The sequence below is a fragment of the Candidatus Angelobacter sp. genome (assembly GCA_035607015.1).
Lineage (GTDB): Bacteria > Verrucomicrobiota > Verrucomicrobiia > Limisphaerales > AV2 > AV2.
The window spans coordinates 1-19,448 of record DATNDF010000424.1 but is presented as its reverse complement, the minus strand read 5'-3'; the positions used below and the strand labels follow the sequence as shown (position 1 = coordinate 19,448).

General features: G+C 57.8%; 15 protein-coding genes. 7 read left to right on the top strand and 8 right to left on the bottom strand.

Translation table 11 applies throughout. From position 1 onward, the window contains the following. On the bottom strand, positions 1-199 hold a 199-nt coding region (gene tnpA / locus VN887_17100), incomplete at its 3' end, for an IS200/IS605 family transposase (protein HXT41728.1). Positions 200-622: 423 nt separating this feature from the next. Then, entirely contained in the window at positions 623-1,522 is a 900-nt protein-coding gene (locus VN887_17095) for a sugar phosphate isomerase/epimerase family protein (protein ID HXT41727.1), read from the bottom strand. Positions 1,523-1,665: 143 nt separating this feature from the next. Here VN887_17095 and VN887_17090 point away from each other — a divergent pair, with 143 nt between their 5' ends. The 6 genes from VN887_17090 (at position 1,666) to VN887_17065 (ending at position 8,314) form a co-directional block, all read left to right on the top strand. Next, complete coding sequence (locus VN887_17090) at positions 1,666-3,015, top strand: PQQ-binding-like beta-propeller repeat protein (GenBank protein HXT41726.1); 1,350 nt, start codon at positions 1,666-1,668, stop codon at positions 3,013-3,015. After that, complete coding sequence (locus tag VN887_17085) at positions 3,015-4,436, top strand: PQQ-binding-like beta-propeller repeat protein (protein ID HXT41725.1); 1,422 nt, start codon at positions 3,015-3,017, stop codon at positions 4,434-4,436. The genes VN887_17090 and VN887_17085 overlap by 1 nt, the downstream gene beginning before the upstream one ends. A gap of 178 nt (positions 4,437-4,614) precedes the next feature. Next, positions 4,615-5,820 carry a PQQ-binding-like beta-propeller repeat protein gene (locus VN887_17080; GenBank protein ID HXT41724.1) on the top strand — a complete coding sequence of 402 codons (1,206 nt, stop codon included), beginning with the start codon at positions 4,615-4,617 and terminating at the stop codon, positions 5,818-5,820. Between the two features lie 15 nt (positions 5,821-5,835). Next, positions 5,836-6,828 carry an aldo/keto reductase gene (locus tag VN887_17075; GenBank protein ID HXT41723.1) on the top strand — a complete coding sequence of 331 codons (993 nt, stop codon included), beginning with the start codon at positions 5,836-5,838 and terminating at the stop codon, positions 6,826-6,828. 19 nt (positions 6,829-6,847) lie between these two features. Continuing rightward, entirely contained in the window at positions 6,848-6,973 is a 126-nt protein-coding gene (locus tag VN887_17070; GenBank protein HXT41722.1) for a hypothetical protein, read from the top strand. Positions 6,974-7,315: 342 nt separating this feature from the next. Then, on the top strand, positions 7,316-8,314 hold the full coding sequence (locus VN887_17065) for an AraC family transcriptional regulator (protein HXT41721.1): 999 nt from the start codon (positions 7,316-7,318) through the stop codon (positions 8,312-8,314). A 15-nt stretch (positions 8,315-8,329) separates the two neighbouring features. Here the strand turns inward: VN887_17065 and VN887_17060 are convergent, their stop codons facing one another. The 3 genes from VN887_17060 to VN887_17050 all read right to left on the bottom strand — a co-directional run bounded on the left by VN887_17060 (position 8,330) and on the right by VN887_17050 (position 13,729). Beyond that, positions 8,330-9,781, bottom strand: a complete 1,452-nt coding sequence (locus VN887_17060; protein HXT41720.1) for a Gfo/Idh/MocA family oxidoreductase — start codon at positions 9,779-9,781, stop codon at positions 8,330-8,332. A 445-nt stretch (positions 9,782-10,226) separates the two neighbouring features. Continuing rightward, entirely contained in the window at positions 10,227-12,548 is a 2,322-nt protein-coding gene (locus VN887_17055) for a M28 family metallopeptidase (protein HXT41719.1), read from the bottom strand. Between the two features lie 341 nt (positions 12,549-12,889). Beyond that, positions 12,890-13,729: a PAS domain S-box protein gene (locus VN887_17050; protein HXT41718.1), complete on the bottom strand. Its 840-nt coding sequence runs from the start codon at positions 13,727-13,729 to the stop codon at positions 12,890-12,892. Between the two features lie 313 nt (positions 13,730-14,042). Between VN887_17050 and mtnP the strand changes: the two genes are divergently transcribed. Next, a complete protein-coding gene (gene mtnP / locus VN887_17045; GenBank protein HXT41717.1) occupies positions 14,043-14,906 on the top strand; it encodes an S-methyl-5'-thioadenosine phosphorylase in 864 nt (287 codons plus the stop codon). Here the strand turns inward: mtnP and VN887_17040 are convergent. Genes VN887_17040 through VN887_17030 form a run of 3 tightly spaced genes read right to left on the bottom strand, consistent with a single transcriptional unit; the run spans position 14,903 to position 18,883 of the window. Continuing rightward, the gene (locus VN887_17040) at positions 14,903-17,053 is read right to left on the bottom strand and encodes a polysaccharide biosynthesis tyrosine autokinase (protein ID HXT41716.1); all 2,151 of its coding nucleotides are present in this window, start codon (positions 17,051-17,053) and stop codon (positions 14,903-14,905) included. The two genes, mtnP and VN887_17040, sit on opposite strands and share 4 nt — an antisense overlap. A gap of 3 nt (positions 17,054-17,056) precedes the next feature. Next, positions 17,057-17,629, bottom strand: coding sequence for a polysaccharide biosynthesis/export family protein (locus VN887_17035; protein HXT41715.1), 573 nt, complete (start codon positions 17,627-17,629; stop codon positions 17,057-17,059). Positions 17,630-17,644: 15 nt separating this feature from the next. Next, positions 17,645-18,883 carry an outer membrane beta-barrel protein gene (locus VN887_17030; GenBank protein HXT41714.1) on the bottom strand — a complete coding sequence of 413 codons (1,239 nt, stop codon included), beginning with the start codon at positions 18,881-18,883 and terminating at the stop codon, positions 17,645-17,647. Positions 18,884-19,448: the final 565 nt, after the last annotated feature.

Here is a 19,448-nt window from a genome sequence, read left to right as displayed (position 1 = left end):
TCTTTCCCTTCAGATACCCCATCACTTGCGACACCGAGTACTTCGGCGGTATCGACAGCAGCATGTGCACATGATCGACCATCAGGTGCCCTTCCCCAATCTCACTTTCCTTGTGCCGCGCCAATTCCCGGAACAGACTGCTCAAGTGCTTGCGCAGCGACCCATAGAGTGCCTTGCGCCGGTATTTCGGGATGAACACTACATGATATTTGCATTCCTACTTCGTATGGTTAAGACTCTCATATTCGTTCATTTCTTGAGTTTCCTGTTGTTGACCTTGAGCGGTTCACAACACGGATTCTCAAGTCACTCCCGGAGCTGTCAAACTCTGGGAGTCTTCCCGGCATAGCCGGGAGGTTTCCAGTTCATCTAAATTACATGCGATTTCCACCCATGCCACTCACAGGGGCCCGCCTGTTCCCAACTGAATCCCCTTTCGGAGAAATCAGCTCCCGTTGGAAATCAATGGCTTGATCCGGCTCACAGTTCCCGACTTAATTCCCGGATTACAGACAATCTCTTGGAAGACGACGCCGAACGCGTGCGCGAGTTCTAGTTTGCCGTGGCTCGACCTGGCCTGCCGTATCCACTTTGTGTATGGCGTGACGCGCAACGCCGCGTCTCACAAAGCAAAAACCTTGTCCATGCGCTGCGCCAAGTCACGGGCGGTTTCGACGTTGGATGCCTGGTCGGATGGTTGCTCGGAGATCCCCCAACCGGAGTAACCCGCGCGGTCCAGGGCGCCCATCACCGCCGGCCAGTTGGTGTCGCCGTCGAGCAATTTCGGGCGCCCGCCCGATGCGCTGAAATCTTTGACGTGGATTCTATTGATGCGTTTGCCGAGCACTTGGATCCAACGCTCGGCCGGACCGTTTATGGCGCCCACGTTGCCTATGTCGAAATGCCAGCCCACCCACTCGCTGTTGATCGCGTCGAGATATTCGATCGCCTGCTCGGGTTTCGTAATGAAATGATTGCCGACATTCTCGATGGAGATTCTCACGCCGAGTTCTTTCGCCAAGGGAACCGCCTTCTTGATTTCGACGATGGAGCGCTCCCAACATTGCGAGTAACTCACGCCGTCGCTCACCACGCCCGGCACGAGCAGCACGCTGCCCGCGCCATAAGCGTGGGCGTCGTTCAAACTGAGCACGAGCGCGTCGAAGCCGATTTTGCGGTCCGCTTCATCGGGCGACGAGAACGGTTTCACCCAATGGAGGTGGTCGCACACGCTAGCGGCGCCCAAACCCGTGTCCTTGAATGCCGCGAGGACCTCGTTGCGATTCATGCCGCCCATCGGTTCCACGCCTTCGAACCCTGCGTCCTTTATGAGTCGGAACCTTTCGAGCACGGAGCCCTTCATTCCGACGGTGGAATACATGATCGCCTTGCGCAGTTTGCGCTGCGACGCGGCCGGGGCGGCGACGGTTCCCGGGAAAAAAGCCGCTGCCGACGCGGCGGCCAGGGTTCCAACAAATCGACGCCGTGGCATTGCGCCGGAGGAGAATTCACTCTTCTTCATGGCCCTTGAGAGGATCGTCAAAGAGTCACAAAACCGAGAGCTGGCGACCAGCTTAATTCGAGGCGGACCGTTTGGCGTGTTTCGCAAGTAGATTGGCATGTTTTGCGAGTGACCGAGCTTTCGTTGGAGACTATTCTGGAAATATGTATCGAACCATCGCACTCGCTCTTACGGTTGCCACTTTCGCGCAACACGCCTTCTGTGGACAGTTTGATTGGCCGCAGTGGCAAGGCCCCGACCGCAACGGGGTCTCGAAGGAAACTGGCCTGCTCAAAGAATGGCCGAAGGATGGTCCCCCACTCGCGTGGAGGGTCGGTGATTTGGGCGGCGGCTTCAGCGCCCCATCCATTGCCGACGGGCGCCTATTTGGTATGAGTAATCGTGGCAGCAACGAAGTGGTCTGGGCACTCTCCGAAACGAATGGCAAGGAACTTTGGGTTACTCGACTCGGTCCCGCTTACCGGGGACAGGGCATGCCACAGGGGAGCGAAGGACCGGGAGCAACTCCGACGGTCGATCGCGACCGACTGTATGTCGTAGGGGATGCCGGCAATCTGGTGTGTCTGAACGCCGAGAACGGCACTATTGTCTGGCAAAAGAACTTCGTAACGGATTTTGGCGGTACTGCCCCAACCTGGGCTTACCGCGAATCACCACTGGTTGATGGCAACAAAGTGATCTGCACGCCCGGCAGCGATAAAGCGATGCTGGTGGCCCTGGACAAACTGACGGGTAATACCATCTGGCAGACCCAAATGCCGGACAGTGCGGGAGGCGATTCGGGCGGTCGCGGTGGTCGCGGTGGTCGCGGAGGCGGCTCGGGAGCGGCCTATTCCTCGGCGATTGCGATTGATTTTGAGGGACAGCGCCAATACGTGCAATTTACCGCTAAAGCAGTCATCGGAGTTGCGGCTTCCGATGGCAAGTTGCTCTGGCAGTGGTCCAGGCCCGCCAACGGTTTTGGAATCAACGTTTCCACCCCCATTTATCAGGACGGCAAGGTGTTCGCCGCCTCGGCATATGGGGCGGGCGGCGGGTTGGTGAAATTGATCAAGGATGCCGACGGCGGTATCAAAGCCGAGGAAGTGTGGTTCTCATCGAACATACAAAACCATCATGGTGGTGTGGCGGTCATCGACGGCGCGCTTTATGGCGGCAACGGCGGTAACGGAACTGGCTACCTTGTTTGTCTCAACTTTCAGACAGGCGAGGTTCTCTGGAACGAGGGCGACCCCGACAAGCGTCGAGTGAAAAAAGGTTCTGTAGCAGTCGCGGACGGCCGAATTTACTATCGGGTGGATACCGAAGCGAGCCGCGCCGTGGACGAATTAATATTAATCGAGCCAAGCCGCAAGGAATACCTCGAACGAGGCAGGTTTCGGATACCCGACCCGAGTGGAGTCCACTCCTGGTCGCACCCCGTCATTGCCAATGGCAAGTTATACGTACGAGATCAGGGCGACCTGTTTTGCTACGACGTTAAGGCGAAGTAATGAACGTCAAGATCGGCTCCACTTTGCTAGTGCTCGCCGGTTTGGCGCCCTTCCCACTGATCTCGCAGGACTGGCCGATGTTGGGTGGCACAACGCAACGCAACATGGCCTCCGCCATGATCAACCTCCCCGATTCTTGGGATGTCAAGAGCGGCAAAAACATCAAATGGAAGGCGCAAATCGGTTCGACGTCATTCGGAAACCCGGTAGTGGCCGATGGGAAGATCTTCCTCGGCACTAACAACGGGAATCCCAGGAACCCCAATATCCAGGAGGACAAGGGCGTGCTCATGTGCTTCCGGGAGTCCGATGGCAAGTTCCTCTGGCAGGCCGTCACCGACAAACTGGCTTCCGGAGCGCAAAACGATTTCCCTGAGCAGGGTGTCTGCTCCTCCCCAGCGGTGGATGGAAAGCGCCTTTACTACGTGAGCAACCGCGGAGAGTTGGTTTGCCTCGACACAGAAGGGTTCCTGGACGGCAAGAACGAAGGGCCTTTTCAGGGCGAGGTCTACCAAGGACCGGGCGATGCCGACATCGTGTGGAAACTCGACATGATGAAGGAACTGGGCGTCTACCAGCGCAACATGGCGAACTCGTCCCCGGTAATCTGGGAAGACCTGGTCTTCGTGGAGACGTCCAACGGCAGGAGTGATGACAGGATCCCCTCTCCGAAAGCACCCAGCTTTCTCGCCGTCAACAAGAACACTGGCAAAGTCGTTTGGCAGGACAACTCTCCGGGTGACGGCATCCTTCGGGGCCAGTGGTCGTCTCCGGCTCTTGGGCTGGTCGATGGAGTGCAGCAGGCATTCTTCGCGGGAGGAGATGGATGGATGTACGGCTTCAATGCCCGGACGGGAGAGAGACTCTGGAAATTTGATCTGAACCCCAAGAGCCTCGCGCCGGAGGATCGTAATTACGGAATCTCCACGCCTGTTTTCAGCGAAGGCAAGGTGCTCATGAGCGCGGGGCAAGATCCCGACCGCGGCAGCGGACGCGGAGCCGCGTACAGCATCAATCCGGCAAATCGGGGTGATATCACCGAATCCGGCAAAGTCTGGCAGTACGAAAAGATCAACCGTTCCATTTCGACAGTGGCAGTGGGCAACGGGTTGGCTTTCCTATCCGACATTGATGGCATTCTGCACTGCCTCGATGTCAAGACCGGAAAGCCATATTGGACTTTCGACCTCAAATCTCCGGTCTGGGGATCTCCGTTGCTGGTGGATGGCAAGGTTTACCTGGGCGATGCCGACGGGGACCTTGCGGTTTTCAAAGCGAGTTCGGTGATGAAGAAGCCCTCCGTGATCGATATGGCGGACTCAGTGTACAGCACGCCGGTGCCGGCCAACGGCGTATTGTATGTGATGACGAGAACCCAGCTGTATGCCATCACCACGCCTAGGAGTGAGCCCGGAAAGTAGCAACAAATAAGTCAGGAACCCTATGAAGACCGAAACAAAGCTAATTACGATGATCCTCGCGCCCCTTATTGTGACCTGAAGGTTTTCCGCAGATTGGCCGCAATACTATGGACCGAGCCGCGATAGTAAATCCACCGAGAAAGGGCTACTACGAACCTGGCCCAATGACGGCCCAAAGGTGCTCTGGACTGCCCCGCTCGGCATCGGCTTCGGTGGCCCCGCCGTGAGCGCGGGCAAGGTTTATCTCCTCGATCGCGACGACAAGGTTGGCGACACGTTAAGGGTTTACGATCTTTCCAACGGCAAGGAACTCTGGACCTTCGCCTATGCCGGTCCGGGCAAAGTAGAGTTTCCCGGATCCCGGTCCACCCCAACCGTGGATGGCGACCGTGGTTACACCGTGGGTATGGTCGGAGATCTGTACTGCTTCAGCACGACGACCCAGAAGCCTGTCTGGCATAAAAACATCTGGACGGATTTCGGCGGCGGCAGCGGTGTCCCCGCCAGCCCGTTCGCGCCCCCCGCAGCGGGCGGCCAATTGCCAATATGGGGAATCGTTCAGAACCCGCTGATTTACCGCAACCTGCTGATCGTGGCCTCTCAGGCGCCCCAAGCGGGTGTGGTCGCGTACGACAAAGCGACCGGTGATATCAAATGGAAAACAGCTCCGCTCACTGGCACCACCACGCAGTCATCTCCGCTCAACAGCGGGACTTCGTACGTCACGCCCTCCTTGGTTAAAGTCGGCGCGGAAGATCAACTCGTCATGATAACCGCTGCACAGGGATTTGGCCGTGCCGCAAGCGGCGGAAGGGTCAACGGAATTGACCCGTTGACCGGGAAAGTCCTGTGGACCTACACCAACTTCAACTGCTGGATCCCGGTCGCTCACGCGGTGGACGCTGGCGAAGGACGGATGCTCCTGGCCGGCGGGTATAACGCAGGGTCCGCCATGATTCAGGTGGCAAAGAAGGCCGACGGGACCTATGGGGTTACCGAGTTGTTTAAGAACCCGGACTTCGGGTCTCATACCCAACCGCCGATCCTGTACAAGGACCATTTCTATGCGCAGTACACGACCAACGAACGGAGGGACGGGCTGGTGTGCATGAGCATGAGCGGCGAGGTCAAGTGGAAGACCGGACAGAATCCGGCGTTCGTCAAAGGCGGGGCAATCCTCGCCGACGGTCTGATCCTCGCCACCGACGGCAGCAAGAAGCTGTATCTCATCGAACCCGATCCGGCGGGATTCAAACCGCTGGCCAGCGCCGAGTTGATGGAAGCCGGTAACAACTGGGCACCCATAGGGCTGTCAGACGGCAAACTGCTGATACGCGACCAAAAGAAGTTGATCGTCGTACAGGTCGGTCAACAAGGGCGATAAAGAAGAAAATCAAATATGCAAAAGCGCACACTCGGTAAGAGCAATTTGGAAGTCTCGGCCATCGGGCTGGGCTGTATGGGCATGAGCTCGGGCTACGGTCCGGCGGGAGAGACGCAGGCGATGATCGCGGTGATTCGATCCGCCGTCGAAAACGGCGTCACCTTCTTTGACACCGCGGAAATCTACGGTCCATTCAAGAACGAGGAACTTGTGGGCGAAGCCCTCGCTCCTTTCCGCGAGCGGGTGAAGATCGCCACAAAGTTTGGATTCAAAATTGGGCCGAATGGGGAGCGCATGGACGGCCTCGACAGTCGGCCCGCCCACATCAAGGAAGTCGCGGAGGCCTCGCTAAAGCGGCTCAAAACCGATGTCATTGACCTCTTCTATCAGCACCGCGTTGATCCGGACGTGCCCATCGAGGATGTGGCCGGGGCGGTGAAGGAACTGATCCAAGCCGGCAAAGTGAAGCATTTCGGCCTTTCGGAAGCTGGCGCGAAAACCATCCGGCGCGCCAATGCGGTCCACCCGGTCACCGCCTTGCAGAGCGAATACTCCCTGTTTTGGCGGGAACCAGAGGCGGAGATTATGCCGACGCTCGAGGAACTCGGAATCGGCTTCGTGCCCTTCAGCCCGCTCGGCAAGGGGTTCCTCACGGGCAAGATTGACGAAAACACCAAGTTCGACGCCACGGATTTTCGGAACGTCGTGCCCCGCTTCTCGCCCGAGGCCCGGAAGGCGAACCAGGCCGTGGTCGATCTCCTCAATTCAATCGCCGCTCGGATGAAGGCAACACCTGCCCAGATCGCCCTCGCCTGGTTGCTGGCCCAAAAGCCGTGGATCGTGCCGATTCCCGGGACGACGAAACTGCCGCGCCTGCTCGAAAACCTCGGAGCCGCCTCGGTCAAACTAACACCGGAGGACCTGCGCGAAATCAACGCCGCCTCCAATCAGATCACGTTTCAGGGAGCCCGTTATCCCGAACACCTGCAGAAGCTGGTTGGCCGCTAACCCCAACTGTCGGCCAACCATGAAAAAACTTCTCCTCATAGTTTCGGATGCCCAACCCGAGTCGAGTTCACTCCTGGTCGCACCCCTCATTGCCACCGGCAAAATGTATATCCGCGACCTGGACGTACTATTCTCTACGACGTGAAGGCGAAGTAAGAACGCCATGATTCCAAAACTACTCACGATCGCGGTTGCCCTGCTGTCGCTGGTCTCAAGTCGGATTGGAGCGCAAGAACCCAATGCAACGAGCCATACAAACAGTCTGCGTCCCGGTGACATCATTCAATGCACCAACGTCTGGACGATTCACGGGCCAAAAACTAACCATAGTGATGGGGCCCTGCTTTCAAGGCGGGACTGAGGTGACACCCATCAAGCCCTTTGTCAAAGCGCGCGGTAAATCAGTCGCCGACCAGCTCGACAGGAAATCAGAAGGAAAAACCATCAACCTAGCTTTTGAGGACGCTAACTTTAACCCATCAAATTGATGGCTGATCGATTCCGAATTACCAAAGCTTGGGCGCAGCGATTCGCGGTGGAGAAGATAGCCGTACCGACATTGCTTCGACGCGCCGGACTGCCCGCCAGTCTTTTCCAGCAAGAGAAAATCTACGTCACGACGGCCGAACTCTTCGCGCTTTGGCGGACCGTTGCCGAAATGAGTCCCGATCCCGGTTTTGGGCTGAAGCTGGGCACAGAATTACGATTCGAGCGCAGCCACCCGGTTTCGATCGCCGGAGTTTGCAGCCGGACATTCGGCGATGCTTTACAACGGCTCGCTCGTTACAAACAACTGACGTGCCCGGAGGAAATTCGCGTCCACAGAAAAGCACAGGAAGCCTCGGTGGAATTCTTCTTCGTCGAAGCCCGGGAAGCTCAACCCGACATCATGGTTGATTTGGGGCTCTCATGGATCTTGTGTGTTGCTCGGCGCGGCACCGATGGCGAAATCGCGCCGCTGCGATTGGAGCTGACCCGGCCCGCGAAGCATCGCACATTGCTGGAACGACATTTTGGCTGCCGTGTGCGATTCAAGGCCGACCGCGACGCCCTGGTATTTCGCAGCAGTGATCTCGACCGCTCCTTTGTGACTCATAATGAAGAATTGGTGGCGATGATCGGAACGCAGTTGGACTCCGAACTCAAAGCCCGGAACGCGAGTGTGAATGTAAGCGACCGGGTGAAGGACGCTCTCAGGCATTCATTGGCCGGAAAGCGGCCGACGCTGCAAGATGTCGCTCAAGAACTTGGCATGAGCACACGCACCCTTCAGCGTCGCCTGACTGACGGAGGCATCACCTTTCAACAACTCGTTGAAGAGACCCGACGTGAACTTGCCCGGCATTATCTGAAACAACCCACGGTGGAACTGAACGAAGCCGCCTTCTTGCTGGGCTTTGAAGACGCCAATTCGTTCTTTCGTGCCTTTCAAGTCTGGGAAGGAACGTCGCCCACCGACTGGCGGAATCGCGTTTGGAAAAAATGACAACAAATTCCAACGCTACGCCTTCAAGATATCGTCCCAACCCTTGCGATACTCGGGCCGCTTGATGAACGGGGCTGCATTCGCGGCGTTCGTCGCGCGCAGGTTCTGATAATCCCACTCGATTTTCTTTCCCGTCCGATAAGCGACGTTGCCCAGGTGATTGCATTCGGTTGTCCAACCCGAATATTGGAAGTTGGATCCCGGCACGGGTCCGTTTCCCTTGGCGCAGTTGACCCACTCGACCCAATGACCGGGTGAGCGAGGCAGCGTCTCGGGCGGCATTTGGAAGTCCTTGAATTTCTCTTCGGGCAGCAGCTTGCCATTACCGAGCAGCATGCCCTTTTCGCCGATGAACACGCACGAGCGCCCGCCCCAGGCCGGCACCCAGCCCGGCGGTTTGCTGTCGCCCTGATGCCAGACGAGCTTTAACGCCGGTTGAGCGCCCGCAGCCGCGAACTGAAACGTTGCCATGAGCGTCGCTGGTGCCAGTTCACGATGCGGCTTCGGGACGTTGGGTGATACGGATTCAACCGAAAGCGGCGCCAACACCTTCCCACCCTTTCCATCCGGACGCCACAGATCCAGCACGGTAAAGGGCACGTCGTTGTCGTGACTGCCGAGATCGCTCATTGTGCCGTTGCCGAAATCCCACCAACGATACCACCGCGGCCCGGGAAAATAGGTCGCATGATACGGCCGTTCCGGCGCGGGCCCGAGCCACAGGTCCCACTTCATGGTTGGCGGGACCGGCATTTCCTCTTTGAACCGATCCACAATCTGAATGCCGTTGTAGAATCCGTGCGGTTTGTCGAACTTCTCGGCGGAGGCCGCATCCTGCAATCCCCAGGCGCGGTCCGCCCAAACGTGGACTTCATGCACTGGCCCGATGACGCCGGCGTTGAGAATTTCTTTGATCTTCCGCCGGTCAGGCGAGGCGTGTCCCTGGTTGCCCATTTGAGTGGACAGCTTCGGATATTTTGCGGCGGTCTCGCGGATGAGGCGGGTTTCCCAAATATTGTAAGCGAGCGGCTTCTCGCAATAGACGTGCTTGCCATGTGTCAGTGCGAGGTAGGTGGCGAATGCATGCGTGTGCTCGGCCGTGGAGACCACGACGGCGTCGAAGTCGTTCGGCTGATCGAACACGCGCCGAAGGTCCGTGAATTGTTTGGCCCGTGGGTAACGCTGCGACGCGGAGTCCAGCGCGAGTTGGTTCACGTCGCAGAGCACCGTGACATTCTCGTCGGGATGCGGCCCTGCGTGTGGATCAGCTGACCTGCCCTTCTTGCCGCCGCCCGCACTGCGTCCCGGCACAATCGTGAGTTCGCCCAGGCTCGCGTTCGCGCGTCCGCCAGCGGCGATGAACGCGATGTTCAATTTGCTGTTGAGATTTTGCCCGCGCAAAAAGGCCGGCGCGGCGCTGATGATCCCGGCCGCCAGCGTTCGGCCAACAAACTGACGCCGCGTCATGGCACGCGAGAAAGGGTTAATTGTAGTGTGTTTCATGGACTTTGGAAGGGTCGCCAAATGCTACGAATCGAGAGCTCATGAAGGTTCTCTCTTCTACGGAATGACCGAATCGTAACTTTCCGATGCCTGGCGACAAGAAGAAAGTCCCCGGAATCGCTTCGAACAGCCATCGGCAACGTTTGAACCGCGCGAGCTTGTCGTATCGCCTTGCGTGTGGCGTGACGTGAATCGCTGGTCTGTGGCGAAACATCTCCACAACCAGCGCAAGGCTGTTGCCGCTGCCGCACCTGTGTGCGGCGGCGTGGACACCAACTGTGCAATCGTCGGTGGTATTGTTACGTTGTCTCCGGGCTGGAACGGATTCCCCGCAGGTGCCTCCGGCGGGCGCTTAAAGCTCGCATTGGTTGGGCATAGCAAAGTCGCGCCCTTACGACACCATGCGGGCTCAGTGTTGCGTGGATGTGACCTCATCCAGCCGGTCACTGTACGCGTTGAGCGCTCCGGCGATGATGATCATGTAATGGTCCACCTCCGGCCAGCGGCGCTGTTCGATGGCCTCGCGCACACCTGGCAGTGTCTTTACGCCGTAACCCGTGTGCAGTCCCGGCGCGTAGATCATGTGCCTGTACCATTCACGACCGGGCAGGCCCGGCGAATAAACAAGCCTTTGTTCCAGGCCCTGGAGCAGCCCGTTCAAGCGCGCGAGTTTCGGCTCGCCCGATTTGAAATCGAAATCAGCCGCCTTCGCGCAGGCTTCATCGCAGGCTTTGGCGCTTCGCCTGAGCTTCGACAGCGCGTTGTCGAGAGGCGCGAAATTAATGTACGGCACGCTCGATTCGCGTGCGGGCGGCAAACAGGTTTCCGTCGGATCCGCAGCGAGCGTGAAGGCGTGTTGATCGAGCAAACGGTGTTGCTGTTCGGTGCGCTCGCGCATGTCATCCGCGAGTTTGTGCAGTTCCTCCACGTATTGCCCCACCGTGTCGGCAAAATCGCCGAAGCGCATGGGCAGCACGTCGGCGTCCGCCGTGCGCAACACGACGCGGCCGATGGTTTCGGCGAGGGCGACGCCGTAGGCAAACCCGGGATCGCCGAACCGCAGAAAATGATCGAATGAATCGTACGCCGAGTGATAAATACCACTGTCGTTGTCTTCGCCGCCGTACCGGATATCCAGCGAGGCGATGCCGAGGTGCTGCAAAAAAGGAGTGTAATCGGATCCGGAGCCGAGGGCACTGATGGGCGGGGCCGCGCCGGAGGAGACCCGCCGGGCGATTTTTTTGTTCTCTTCTTCCGCGCCCTTCTCGTTGCCGTCCACCATAACCCTTGCCCGGAGACGCTCGAACACGGTTGCGCCGGTTTGAGGATCGCGCACTTCGGCGGCGACCTGGTTGACGAGCGCCTGCAACGAATGGCTGCCGCCCGCCCTGAGAAAGCCGCGCCCGTTGGTATCAGAGTTTACGTACAACACCGCCTTGCGGTGCAACTCGTCGGCATGGGTCTCGACCCATTCCGTGGAGCCGAGCAAGCCGGGTTCTTCGCCGTCCCAACTCGCGTAAATCAGCGTGCGCTTCGGTTTCCATCCGTTCCGGACGAGGGCGCCGATGGCTTTGGCCTCGGCCATCAACACCACGTTGGCCGCCAGCGGGTCCCAGGCTCCAAACACCCAACCGTCATGGTGATTGCCGCGAATCACCCACTCGTCCGGTTGCTCTCTTCCGCGAAGGGTAGCGACCACATTGTAAATCGGCGTTTCGCTCCAGTCCGATGCAACAACAAGATGCACCCTGGCCGGACCCGGACCAATATGGTAAGTGATCGGCAGGGCGCCGCGCCAGCCGGTCGGCGCCACCGGGCCGTCGAGAGCCGCGAGCAACGGTTGCGCGTCGGCGTACGAAACCGGCAGCACCGGAATTTTGAGCACCGTCTTCGCGTCCGGAATGGACAAGCGTCTGGCGTCTTTTGTCGCACCGATACCCGGCGTCAGAGGATCGCCCGGATAAACCGGCAAATCCTGCACAGAACCCCGTTGGACGCCTTCGGGTGGACGGTAGCCGCCCCGGGGATAGACGTCGCCCACGGAGTAACCATCGTCACGCGGATCCGAATAAATAATGCAGCCGACGGCGCCGTGCTCGTAGGCAAGCTTGGGCTTAAGGCCGCGCCAGCCACCGCCATAACGCGCGATCACAATCCGGCCCTTCACGCTGACGCCGTGACGGTCGAGTTCCTTGTAATCGTCCGGCATGCCCTGATTCACATAGACCAGTTCGCCGGTGACATCACCGTCGGCCCCATACGCGTGGTAAGGTGGCAGGGCATTCTGTGTCCTGTCCGAAGTACGATCGCCATCTACTGCGGGTTCGTGGAGCCGCGCGGTGAATTGCGTCGGGGCGACCAGTTCCAGCGCGACTTTTTTGGGCGTGGGAAAAAGGACGTAAAACGTTTCGATCCGGGCGTCCCAGCCCCACTCGCGAAGTTTTTCAAGCATGAATTCGGCGTTGGCCTTGTTGTGAGGCGAACCCACATGGTTCGGTTCCGCCGACATGCGTTCGAGCCAAGCGCGTTGATCCGCGGGATCGAGCAGGGCGTCGAATTGTTTTTCGAGAGCCCGCTGTTCCACAGCAGACTCCGCCGTGAATCCCAGCAAGTTCGTGGAAGCGCCGTGTGCGACGCCAATGCGGCCCGCGACCGCGCACATCAATGTGCCGGTGATGAGACACGAAATTTGCGCGCTCGGACTGGACGTCAGAAAACGACTTGTTTGCATAATGATTGGTCTGGGCAATTCGAGTTTTCAGAATGCAACCCGTGACAATCCTTGACGATCCATTTTTGAAGAAATCGGTTTTCCGATGCCGTTAATACGGCAGGACACAGGACCTCATTCCTGCGCCCTTCATGGCAGCGTTTTTGCCAGACGAATGGACAGGCTTCAACAGCGGCCGGAATGTTGGACATCGTTTGCGAGGCCGCCGCCAGAGTCACGCGGGGACTGAGCCACTCCAGGCGGCCTTTGCGCACCTTCCCCTAAAGACGCTCAGGCGGTTCGACAGAATGGAATCACCCCTCTCTGGATCGACGGACACCGGCCTTACCAACTCGACTTTGTTACTCCGCGGCGCGCTTACGCTGGGCAATGTCTCTGGCGATGATCTGCACGGACGGACGGTTTTCAAAGGTCAAAGGAGCGGCGGCCACCTCCACGTCCACCACCCGGCCATCCAGACGCACAAATTTTTCGTCGTAGAACGGAACGACGGGCTCTTCTCCTTCCAGCTGCTGCACGCGGCCTTGCGCGGACTTCCAGAACAGGGTGGTACCCTCCTCCCTCAACTCGCGCAGGCGTTGTTGCAGCGTCTCCCAACATTCCGGGTGGACGAATTCCTTCATCGGCTTGCCGATGAGCTGTTCGACACTGGCCGCGCCCAGCAACCGGGCGGTGGCCGAATTGGCGAACACGATGCAGTCATCGCTTTGTACAAAAAGCGCGTCGGGGCACAGCTCGACGAGTTGCTGGAAGCGTTCCTCACTCTTTTGCAACGCCCGTTCCGCCTCGCGCCGGCGGGCCCGTTCCTCCACGAGTTGCAAGGCCCGCTGCACGGCGGGGCCCAGATCCGACAACCGTGCCTTGAGGACAAAGTCCGTGGCACCCTTTTTGAATGTTTCAACCGCCGTTTCTTCCCGCTCCGAACCCGTGACGAAAATAAACGGGATACCCGGGCACTTTTCCTGGGCCAAAGCCAGGGCGGCAAATCCGTTGAACTTCGGAAGACCGTGGTCGGAAAAAATCAGGTCAGGAGTGTCATCCTGAAGCTCCCGCAAAAAATCCTCCCGCGTCTCAATTCGAATGGAGCGGAAGGCGAGGCCGCTTTTGCGCAATTCACGATTGATGATCACCACGTCCGTGGCGACATCTTCCAGGATCAGGATTCGTAGTTCTTTGTTCAAACCCGTTTCACCGGTTCTCTGCGGCACCTGACGTTAACACGCTGCGAACCGGCTCAGAAGTGGGGTGAACACCTGATGATTGTCCGCCCGCATCTTTTCCGGTCTCTCGTCATCGTGAATTTTTTGCCGCCTGATCGCCGCGATCGGGTGTCCACAAAACGAACACCGCATGCTTTAAAACTGGACGGCGACCGTTGATTGACGTTGATTTGCCCGCAGCAATCGGGTACGCGGGTTTGTTACTTTATTGAATTACGAACCCGGCGGCCCTCGGGACACTATTGCTCACAAGATAAACGCATCACCCGGAATCATGACTTTACATCGAATCGGCATCATCGGCGGCAGCGGATTGTATCACATCGAAGGTTTCACCAAACAGAAATGGGTGAAGGTCAAAACGCCGTTCGGCCAGCCGTCCGACAGTTTTCTGACCGGCCAGCTCGCGGGACGCCAGGTTGCGTTTCTGCCGCGTCACGGTCGCGGGCACCGCATTCTCCCCGGCGAACTCAACCATCGCGCCAACATCTGGGCGATGAAAAAGCTCGGCGTCGCCTGGATCATCAGCGTCAGCGCGGTCGGGTCGCTGCAGGCCCGTTATCAGCCGTGCGACATCGTGCTGCCGAACCAGTTCATGGACCGCACGAAGAAATCGCCGGAGCACACTTTCTTTGGGCGCGGCATCGTGGCGCACATCGCCTTTGCCGACCCGATCTGCGAGGAATTGCGGCAGTTGCTCCTGCAAACCTGCCGCGCGGTGGGGGCAAAGGTCCACGACGGCGGCACCTACGTGAACATGGAGGGCCCGGCATTCAGCACACGATCGGAATCAATGACCAACCACAACCTCGGTTACGACGTGATCGGCATGACCAACCTGGGCGAGGCCAAGTGTGCGCGCGAAGCGGAGATCGCCTACGCGACGATGGCCATGGTGACGGATTACGACTGCTGGAAGGTGGACGAAGCGCACGTGACCGTCGAGATGGTGATTGCGAATCTGCAACGAAACGCCACGCAGGCGAAGGAAATCGTTCAGCGCGTGCTGCCGCAGATCCCGACCGAATCCGGCTGCTCCTGCCACCATGCGCTCCAGAACGCAATCCTGACGGATAAAAAGCTCTGGCCGGCCAGGACCAGGGCAGCACTCAACCCGCTCTTAAAAAAATACCTTTAACCAGCCTTCTTAAGTTCCTCCGGTTTCTCCTTCTCGATCTTGCCGGAATTCGGGCTGTAGTGACTGGAGTAGTAACGGTTCTGGTAATAGTAGTAGGAGTAGTAGTAGGAATCCTTGCCTTCGAAATCGATGTCGTTCAACACCACTCCCAGGATGTGTATGCCCGCATCTTGAATGCGCTGGATCGTCTTGCGCGCGTGGTCGCGGCGGATTTTGTTGAACTTGGCGACGAACACCGCCCCATCTGAAAGCGAGGCGATCAATAAGGGGTCACTTACCGCCGATACCGGAGGGCAGTCGAAAATCACCCGGTCGTACCGGCTCCGGATTTCGTCCAGAAACTGCCTCATCCGCTTCGAGCCCGCGAGTTCCGACGGGGACGAAGGCACGGCACCGCAGCAGACCACGTCCAAATTCGGCACCTCGGTGGTATGAATGAACTCATCAACGCTTTTTACCTTGTCCATCAGGTAGGAGGAAAGGCCGATGGGACTTTGCAGGCGGAAGACCTTATGCACCGAGGGTCGGCGCAAATCAGCATCCACCAGCAACGTCTTCAACCCAGTCTGCGCCATGACGATCGCCAAGTTGGAGGCGACAAGCGATTTGCCTTCCGAAGGAATGGTGCTGGTAACGGTGAGAACGCGGTATTTATCAGAGTTGGGGGAAAGCGCGACTGCGGCCCGAAGCGTGCGAAAGCCCTCGGCCGCGTTCGATTGGGGACGCAGATGCGCCTGTAGATCGCGTTCAAGCAGGCTGTTGGTTTTGATATTCGGGATGTAACCAAGAAACTGCAGGCGAAGGTATGTCTCGATATCGTCCTGACTCTTGATCGAGTCATCAAGGTAATTGACAAAGAAGGCCAGACCGATGGCGATACCCAGGCCGCCAATGATGCCAAGGAACAAAGTCAGCACGACGCGCGGCTTCACCGGATTCATCGGCACCACGGCCGCGTCCACCACGCGCATGTTCTGAGCCTTGTCCTTGGAGGTCAGGTCGGTTTCCTTCATGCGCTGGAGAACCACATTGTAGAGCAGCTTGCTTTGATCGGCCTGCCGGTTGAGCACGTCATACTGAATTCGCAGCTGGCTCAGCTCGAAAGATTCCTGCTCCTTCTTCTTCAGTTCGCCGACCATGATGGATTCTTTTGCCCTGGCAAGTTCCGACTCGGCGCGGATCGCTTCCCGGACCTTTTGCGATTCCCTTTGAATCGAATCCTTCAGTGACGCGATTTCCTCCCGCACGCGAATGACGTCAGGATACTTGTCCTTGTAACGTTTGAGGAGGTTCGCCAGCAGGGCTTCTTTTTCGGCCAGTGATTTCCTCATGTCCTGAATCAACGGGTTCCCGGCCACCTGCGGAATGGCGTCAATACTGGTCCCTGACTTGAGCAATCGTTCGACTTCTTCGTCGAGTTTCTGGGCGGACGCGGCGTCGCTGCGCGCCTTGTCCAGATCAGCCTGCGCCTGTTTGAGCGCCTGCAGAACAATATTCTGGCTTTCCTCCAGTGAAACCATTTTCTTTTCGACTCGATAAGTTTGCAGCGCGAGGTCCTTTTGCTCAACGTCCCGTTCGAGCGTGTCGGCCTCCACCTTCAACCAGCGCAACGCATCGAGCGATTTGCTCATCTTCTGATCCAGATTCTGCTGGATGAAGGTTTCCACCAGGGTATTCGCGATGGCGGCCGCCTGTTTCGGATCAGGATGCTCGACCTTTACATCCACGAGCCGGCTCAGCCGAATGGGAGCAATGGTGATGTCCTGCGCGACGGCCTTGACAACGTCGGTGCTGCGGGCGTAACGCGGATCCCTGTCCAGTTTCAGCTTGGCGGCCACGGACTGGATCAGCGAGCGGCTTTGCAGGTTTTTGTACTGGGTCTGGAGGTAATCCTGCTCGCGCCCGTCCACGGCGAACACATCCTTGATGTTCAGAACATTGTCGGATTCACGGTCGATTTGCATCCGCGCGGTGGCCTGGAAAATCCGCTGGGCATTGAACAGGTAGATCAGGCACAGCGCAAAAACCGAAAAGAGCGCGGTAAAAACCAGCCAGCGCCGCTCCAGAATGACATGCCAGTAATGCCGAAGATTTATCTTTTCTTCGTGCACCACGACGTCAGCAGTTTCCGGAGCGCCATGTTCCATACATCAGAAAAACGATTCGTGAACGTAGATTACGTCACCGGGCTCGAGCCAGAATTTCTTTTTAGGATCGCTTTCCTTCTTCAACTCATCGAGCGTAAATTTGCGCGTCTCGCCCTTGCGGCTGACCTCGATCCGGTTTTTGTTGGCAGATTTCGTCAGGTCGCCCGCCTGCGCAATGGCTTCAAGCACGTCCATCTTCTGTTCCGCCGGAAGGACGATGACTCCGGGTTTGTTGACCTGTCCGATGACTGAAACGGAGCGCGTTCGATATTCCTTCACCGTGACGATCACCTGCGGATCAACCAGATAGTCTTTGCCCAGTTTTTCCCGGAGCATGTCCTCGACTTCAGCGGGCGTTTTGCCTTTGACTTCGATGCTTCCCAAAAACGGAAATGTCACCGTTCCGCTGGAAGAAACCCGCAATTCCTTGCTCAAGTCCTTTTCGCCGACGACATCGATGTTAAGAATGTCCAGCGGCGCGATCTTGCGGTCGCCTTCCGCGACTTCGGCGGCGCCGGTTCGTTCCGCCGCAGGAACTGCCAGGCAAAGCCAGCACAGGACAATGTGAATCGTCATGAACCTGTTCATACATTAATAGCCCACCGAGAGTGTAAAGGTAACGGTGTTCACATTGTAGTCAAACGTCACGTTGCTGTCGAATCTCTGGTAACCATATGCGAGACGAGTGGAAAGCCAGAGCTGCGGGTTATAGATCAGCGCGAAATCCACTCCATAGGTGCGGTCGAGCCGCGAAGCAAACGCCCCCGAGTCTTCGTACGTGTAATTGCCAAATGTCCCTGCGACTGCCGCGTGAAACTTGCCATCGGAGGTGATCGTGTGAGTCAGACTGGCCGAAACCGCGTCCGAAACAAAGGCGGCGTTGGCAATCTGCACGGAAACATTGTTTCGACGCGAGTAGCTCAGTGATGCGGTGGTTCGATCGGAAAATTTATCCGTCAGAGACGCTTCCACCACGGGAGAACTGCTGCCCGGAATGTTCCCACTAAACTCTAGAATCTCGTACCCCACCTTTACACTGCCACTCAACCGGGTTGTGAAATCGCCCTTCGCACCGACAAAACCTCCGTAGGAAATGGTGTAAGGGGCGTCCGGCAAAGAGGTCGAATTCGGAGAACTTGCGGATTGCCCGTAATGCAGTTCGCCGAAAAGCCCCCATTTCGGCGCGGGATTGAAGGAAAAACCCGCTGTGCCGACCATTGTGTTCTGGTCGTAAAGCGGCGTTCCTTGCTTGTAGTCCGCGTCGTCGAATGCGAAAGCTCCATACACTCCAACTTTCTCCGTCAACCGGTACTCGACGCGGGCATTCTCAGAATACACGGACCGTTCGACCCGCTGGCCCAGAATATTTGTTGTGCTGACGAAGTTGCCGCCGAGGATGCCCGCGAGTAATTGCACCTGGCTGTTGACCTCGAAACTGAGGCGATTGCCCTGCAAATGGCTGTCCAGAGAAAATGTGTGTTCCCGGTGATCCAAATCCCTATGTTGCGTATAAAGCGACTCATCCATCCGGTAATCGAAAAAGATGTGATTGGCATCCCGGCGGCCGAGTTGCAGGTTTATTCCCGGGCTTATGATGGCGAGATAGTCGCTCTCGACAGGCTGGTTGGGGAATCCGGGAAGAGGTTTGTCCGGGCGATAAAATATGTTGTCATTGAATTGCGCGGACGCCCCGAGTTGCGGTTTCAGGTGTACCGGGCCGATGCTATAAACCAGAAGGTCGGTCGCATCCACCGCCAAGGCATGTGCGCCCGCCGCGGAAAATCCCGCCGCGATTGCCAGGAGACACTGACCACGTTTTGAACGAAGCATCGATTATCCTTGCCAAGGAAACGGGCGGCGGAACCGGTTCGGACCGGGCGACGCGCCGGCAACTCGCTAAAGAACCCCCGTGTTTTCAGGTCTGCCGATCAGGACCGTCGGGCCGAAAGAATTCAAACTCGTCATATCGCATTACCGGCTTGCGGTTTTTCCGCCAATTCAAGCCGGGTCAATAATCTGCTCCGGCTTGCGCCTTTTTTGTATCAGGCGTCCATGCGCGGTGTCACTTCAAAAAATTGCCGCGCGGGAAAGAGCATGAACAACGTAGCACCGGGTTCTGTGCTCAAACCGCTCCAGAAAAATGAACTCACAACGAAAATGAACTCACAACGAATCGGCCCGCCGTGTCGTTCATCGGTCAAGGTGCCACCGGTGGTGGGCTTTTTTACCCTCTCTCTGGAAACAGGCTATCCTCTTGACCTGACCCCGTTGGTGGGACACTTCATAACTGAAGTTCTGCCGGTTTGTTGTTCGTTCGGTTTCTATTCTTCGCGATGCTGGACGGAAGGAGGCCGTAGGCCGACTGGAGTCCGGCATCGCTCGCGCTTCGCGCATA

What these genes read in the sequence shown, in the direction of transcription:
- VN887_17095 (HXT41727.1), bottom strand. Translation starts at nt 1,522, where the DNA reads ATGAAGAAGAGTGAATTCTCCTCCGGCGCAATGCCACGGCGTCGATTT.
- VN887_17090 (HXT41726.1), top strand. Translation starts at nt 1,666, where the DNA reads ATGTATCGAACCATCGCACTCGCTCTTACGGTTGCCACTTTCGCGCAA.
- VN887_17085 (HXT41725.1), top strand. Translation starts at nt 3,015, where the DNA reads ATGAACGTCAAGATCGGCTCCACTTTGCTAGTGCTCGCCGGTTTGGCG.
- VN887_17075 (HXT41723.1), top strand. Translation starts at nt 5,836, where the DNA reads ATGCAAAAGCGCACACTCGGTAAGAGCAATTTGGAAGTCTCGGCCATC.
- VN887_17070 (HXT41722.1), top strand. Translation starts at nt 6,848, where the DNA reads ATGAAAAAACTTCTCCTCATAGTTTCGGATGCCCAACCCGAGTCGAGT.
- VN887_17065 (HXT41721.1), top strand. Translation starts at nt 7,316, where the DNA reads ATGGCTGATCGATTCCGAATTACCAAAGCTTGGGCGCAGCGATTCGCG.
- VN887_17060 (HXT41720.1), bottom strand. Translation starts at nt 9,781, where the DNA reads ATGACGCGGCGTCAGTTTGTTGGCCGAACGCTGGCGGCCGGGATCATC.
- VN887_17055 (HXT41719.1), bottom strand. Translation starts at nt 12,548, where the DNA reads ATGCAAACAAGTCGTTTTCTGACGTCCAGTCCGAGCGCGCAAATTTCG.
- mtnP (HXT41717.1), top strand. Translation starts at nt 14,043, where the DNA reads ATGACTTTACATCGAATCGGCATCATCGGCGGCAGCGGATTGTATCAC.
- VN887_17040 (HXT41716.1), bottom strand. Translation starts at nt 17,053, where the DNA reads ATGGAACATGGCGCTCCGGAAACTGCTGACGTCGTGGTGCACGAAGAA.
- VN887_17035 (HXT41715.1), bottom strand. Translation starts at nt 17,629, where the DNA reads ATGACGATTCACATTGTCCTGTGCTGGCTTTGCCTGGCAGTTCCTGCG.
- VN887_17030 (HXT41714.1), bottom strand. Translation starts at nt 18,883, where the DNA reads ATGCTTCGTTCAAAACGTGGTCAGTGTCTCCTGGCAATCGCGGCGGGA.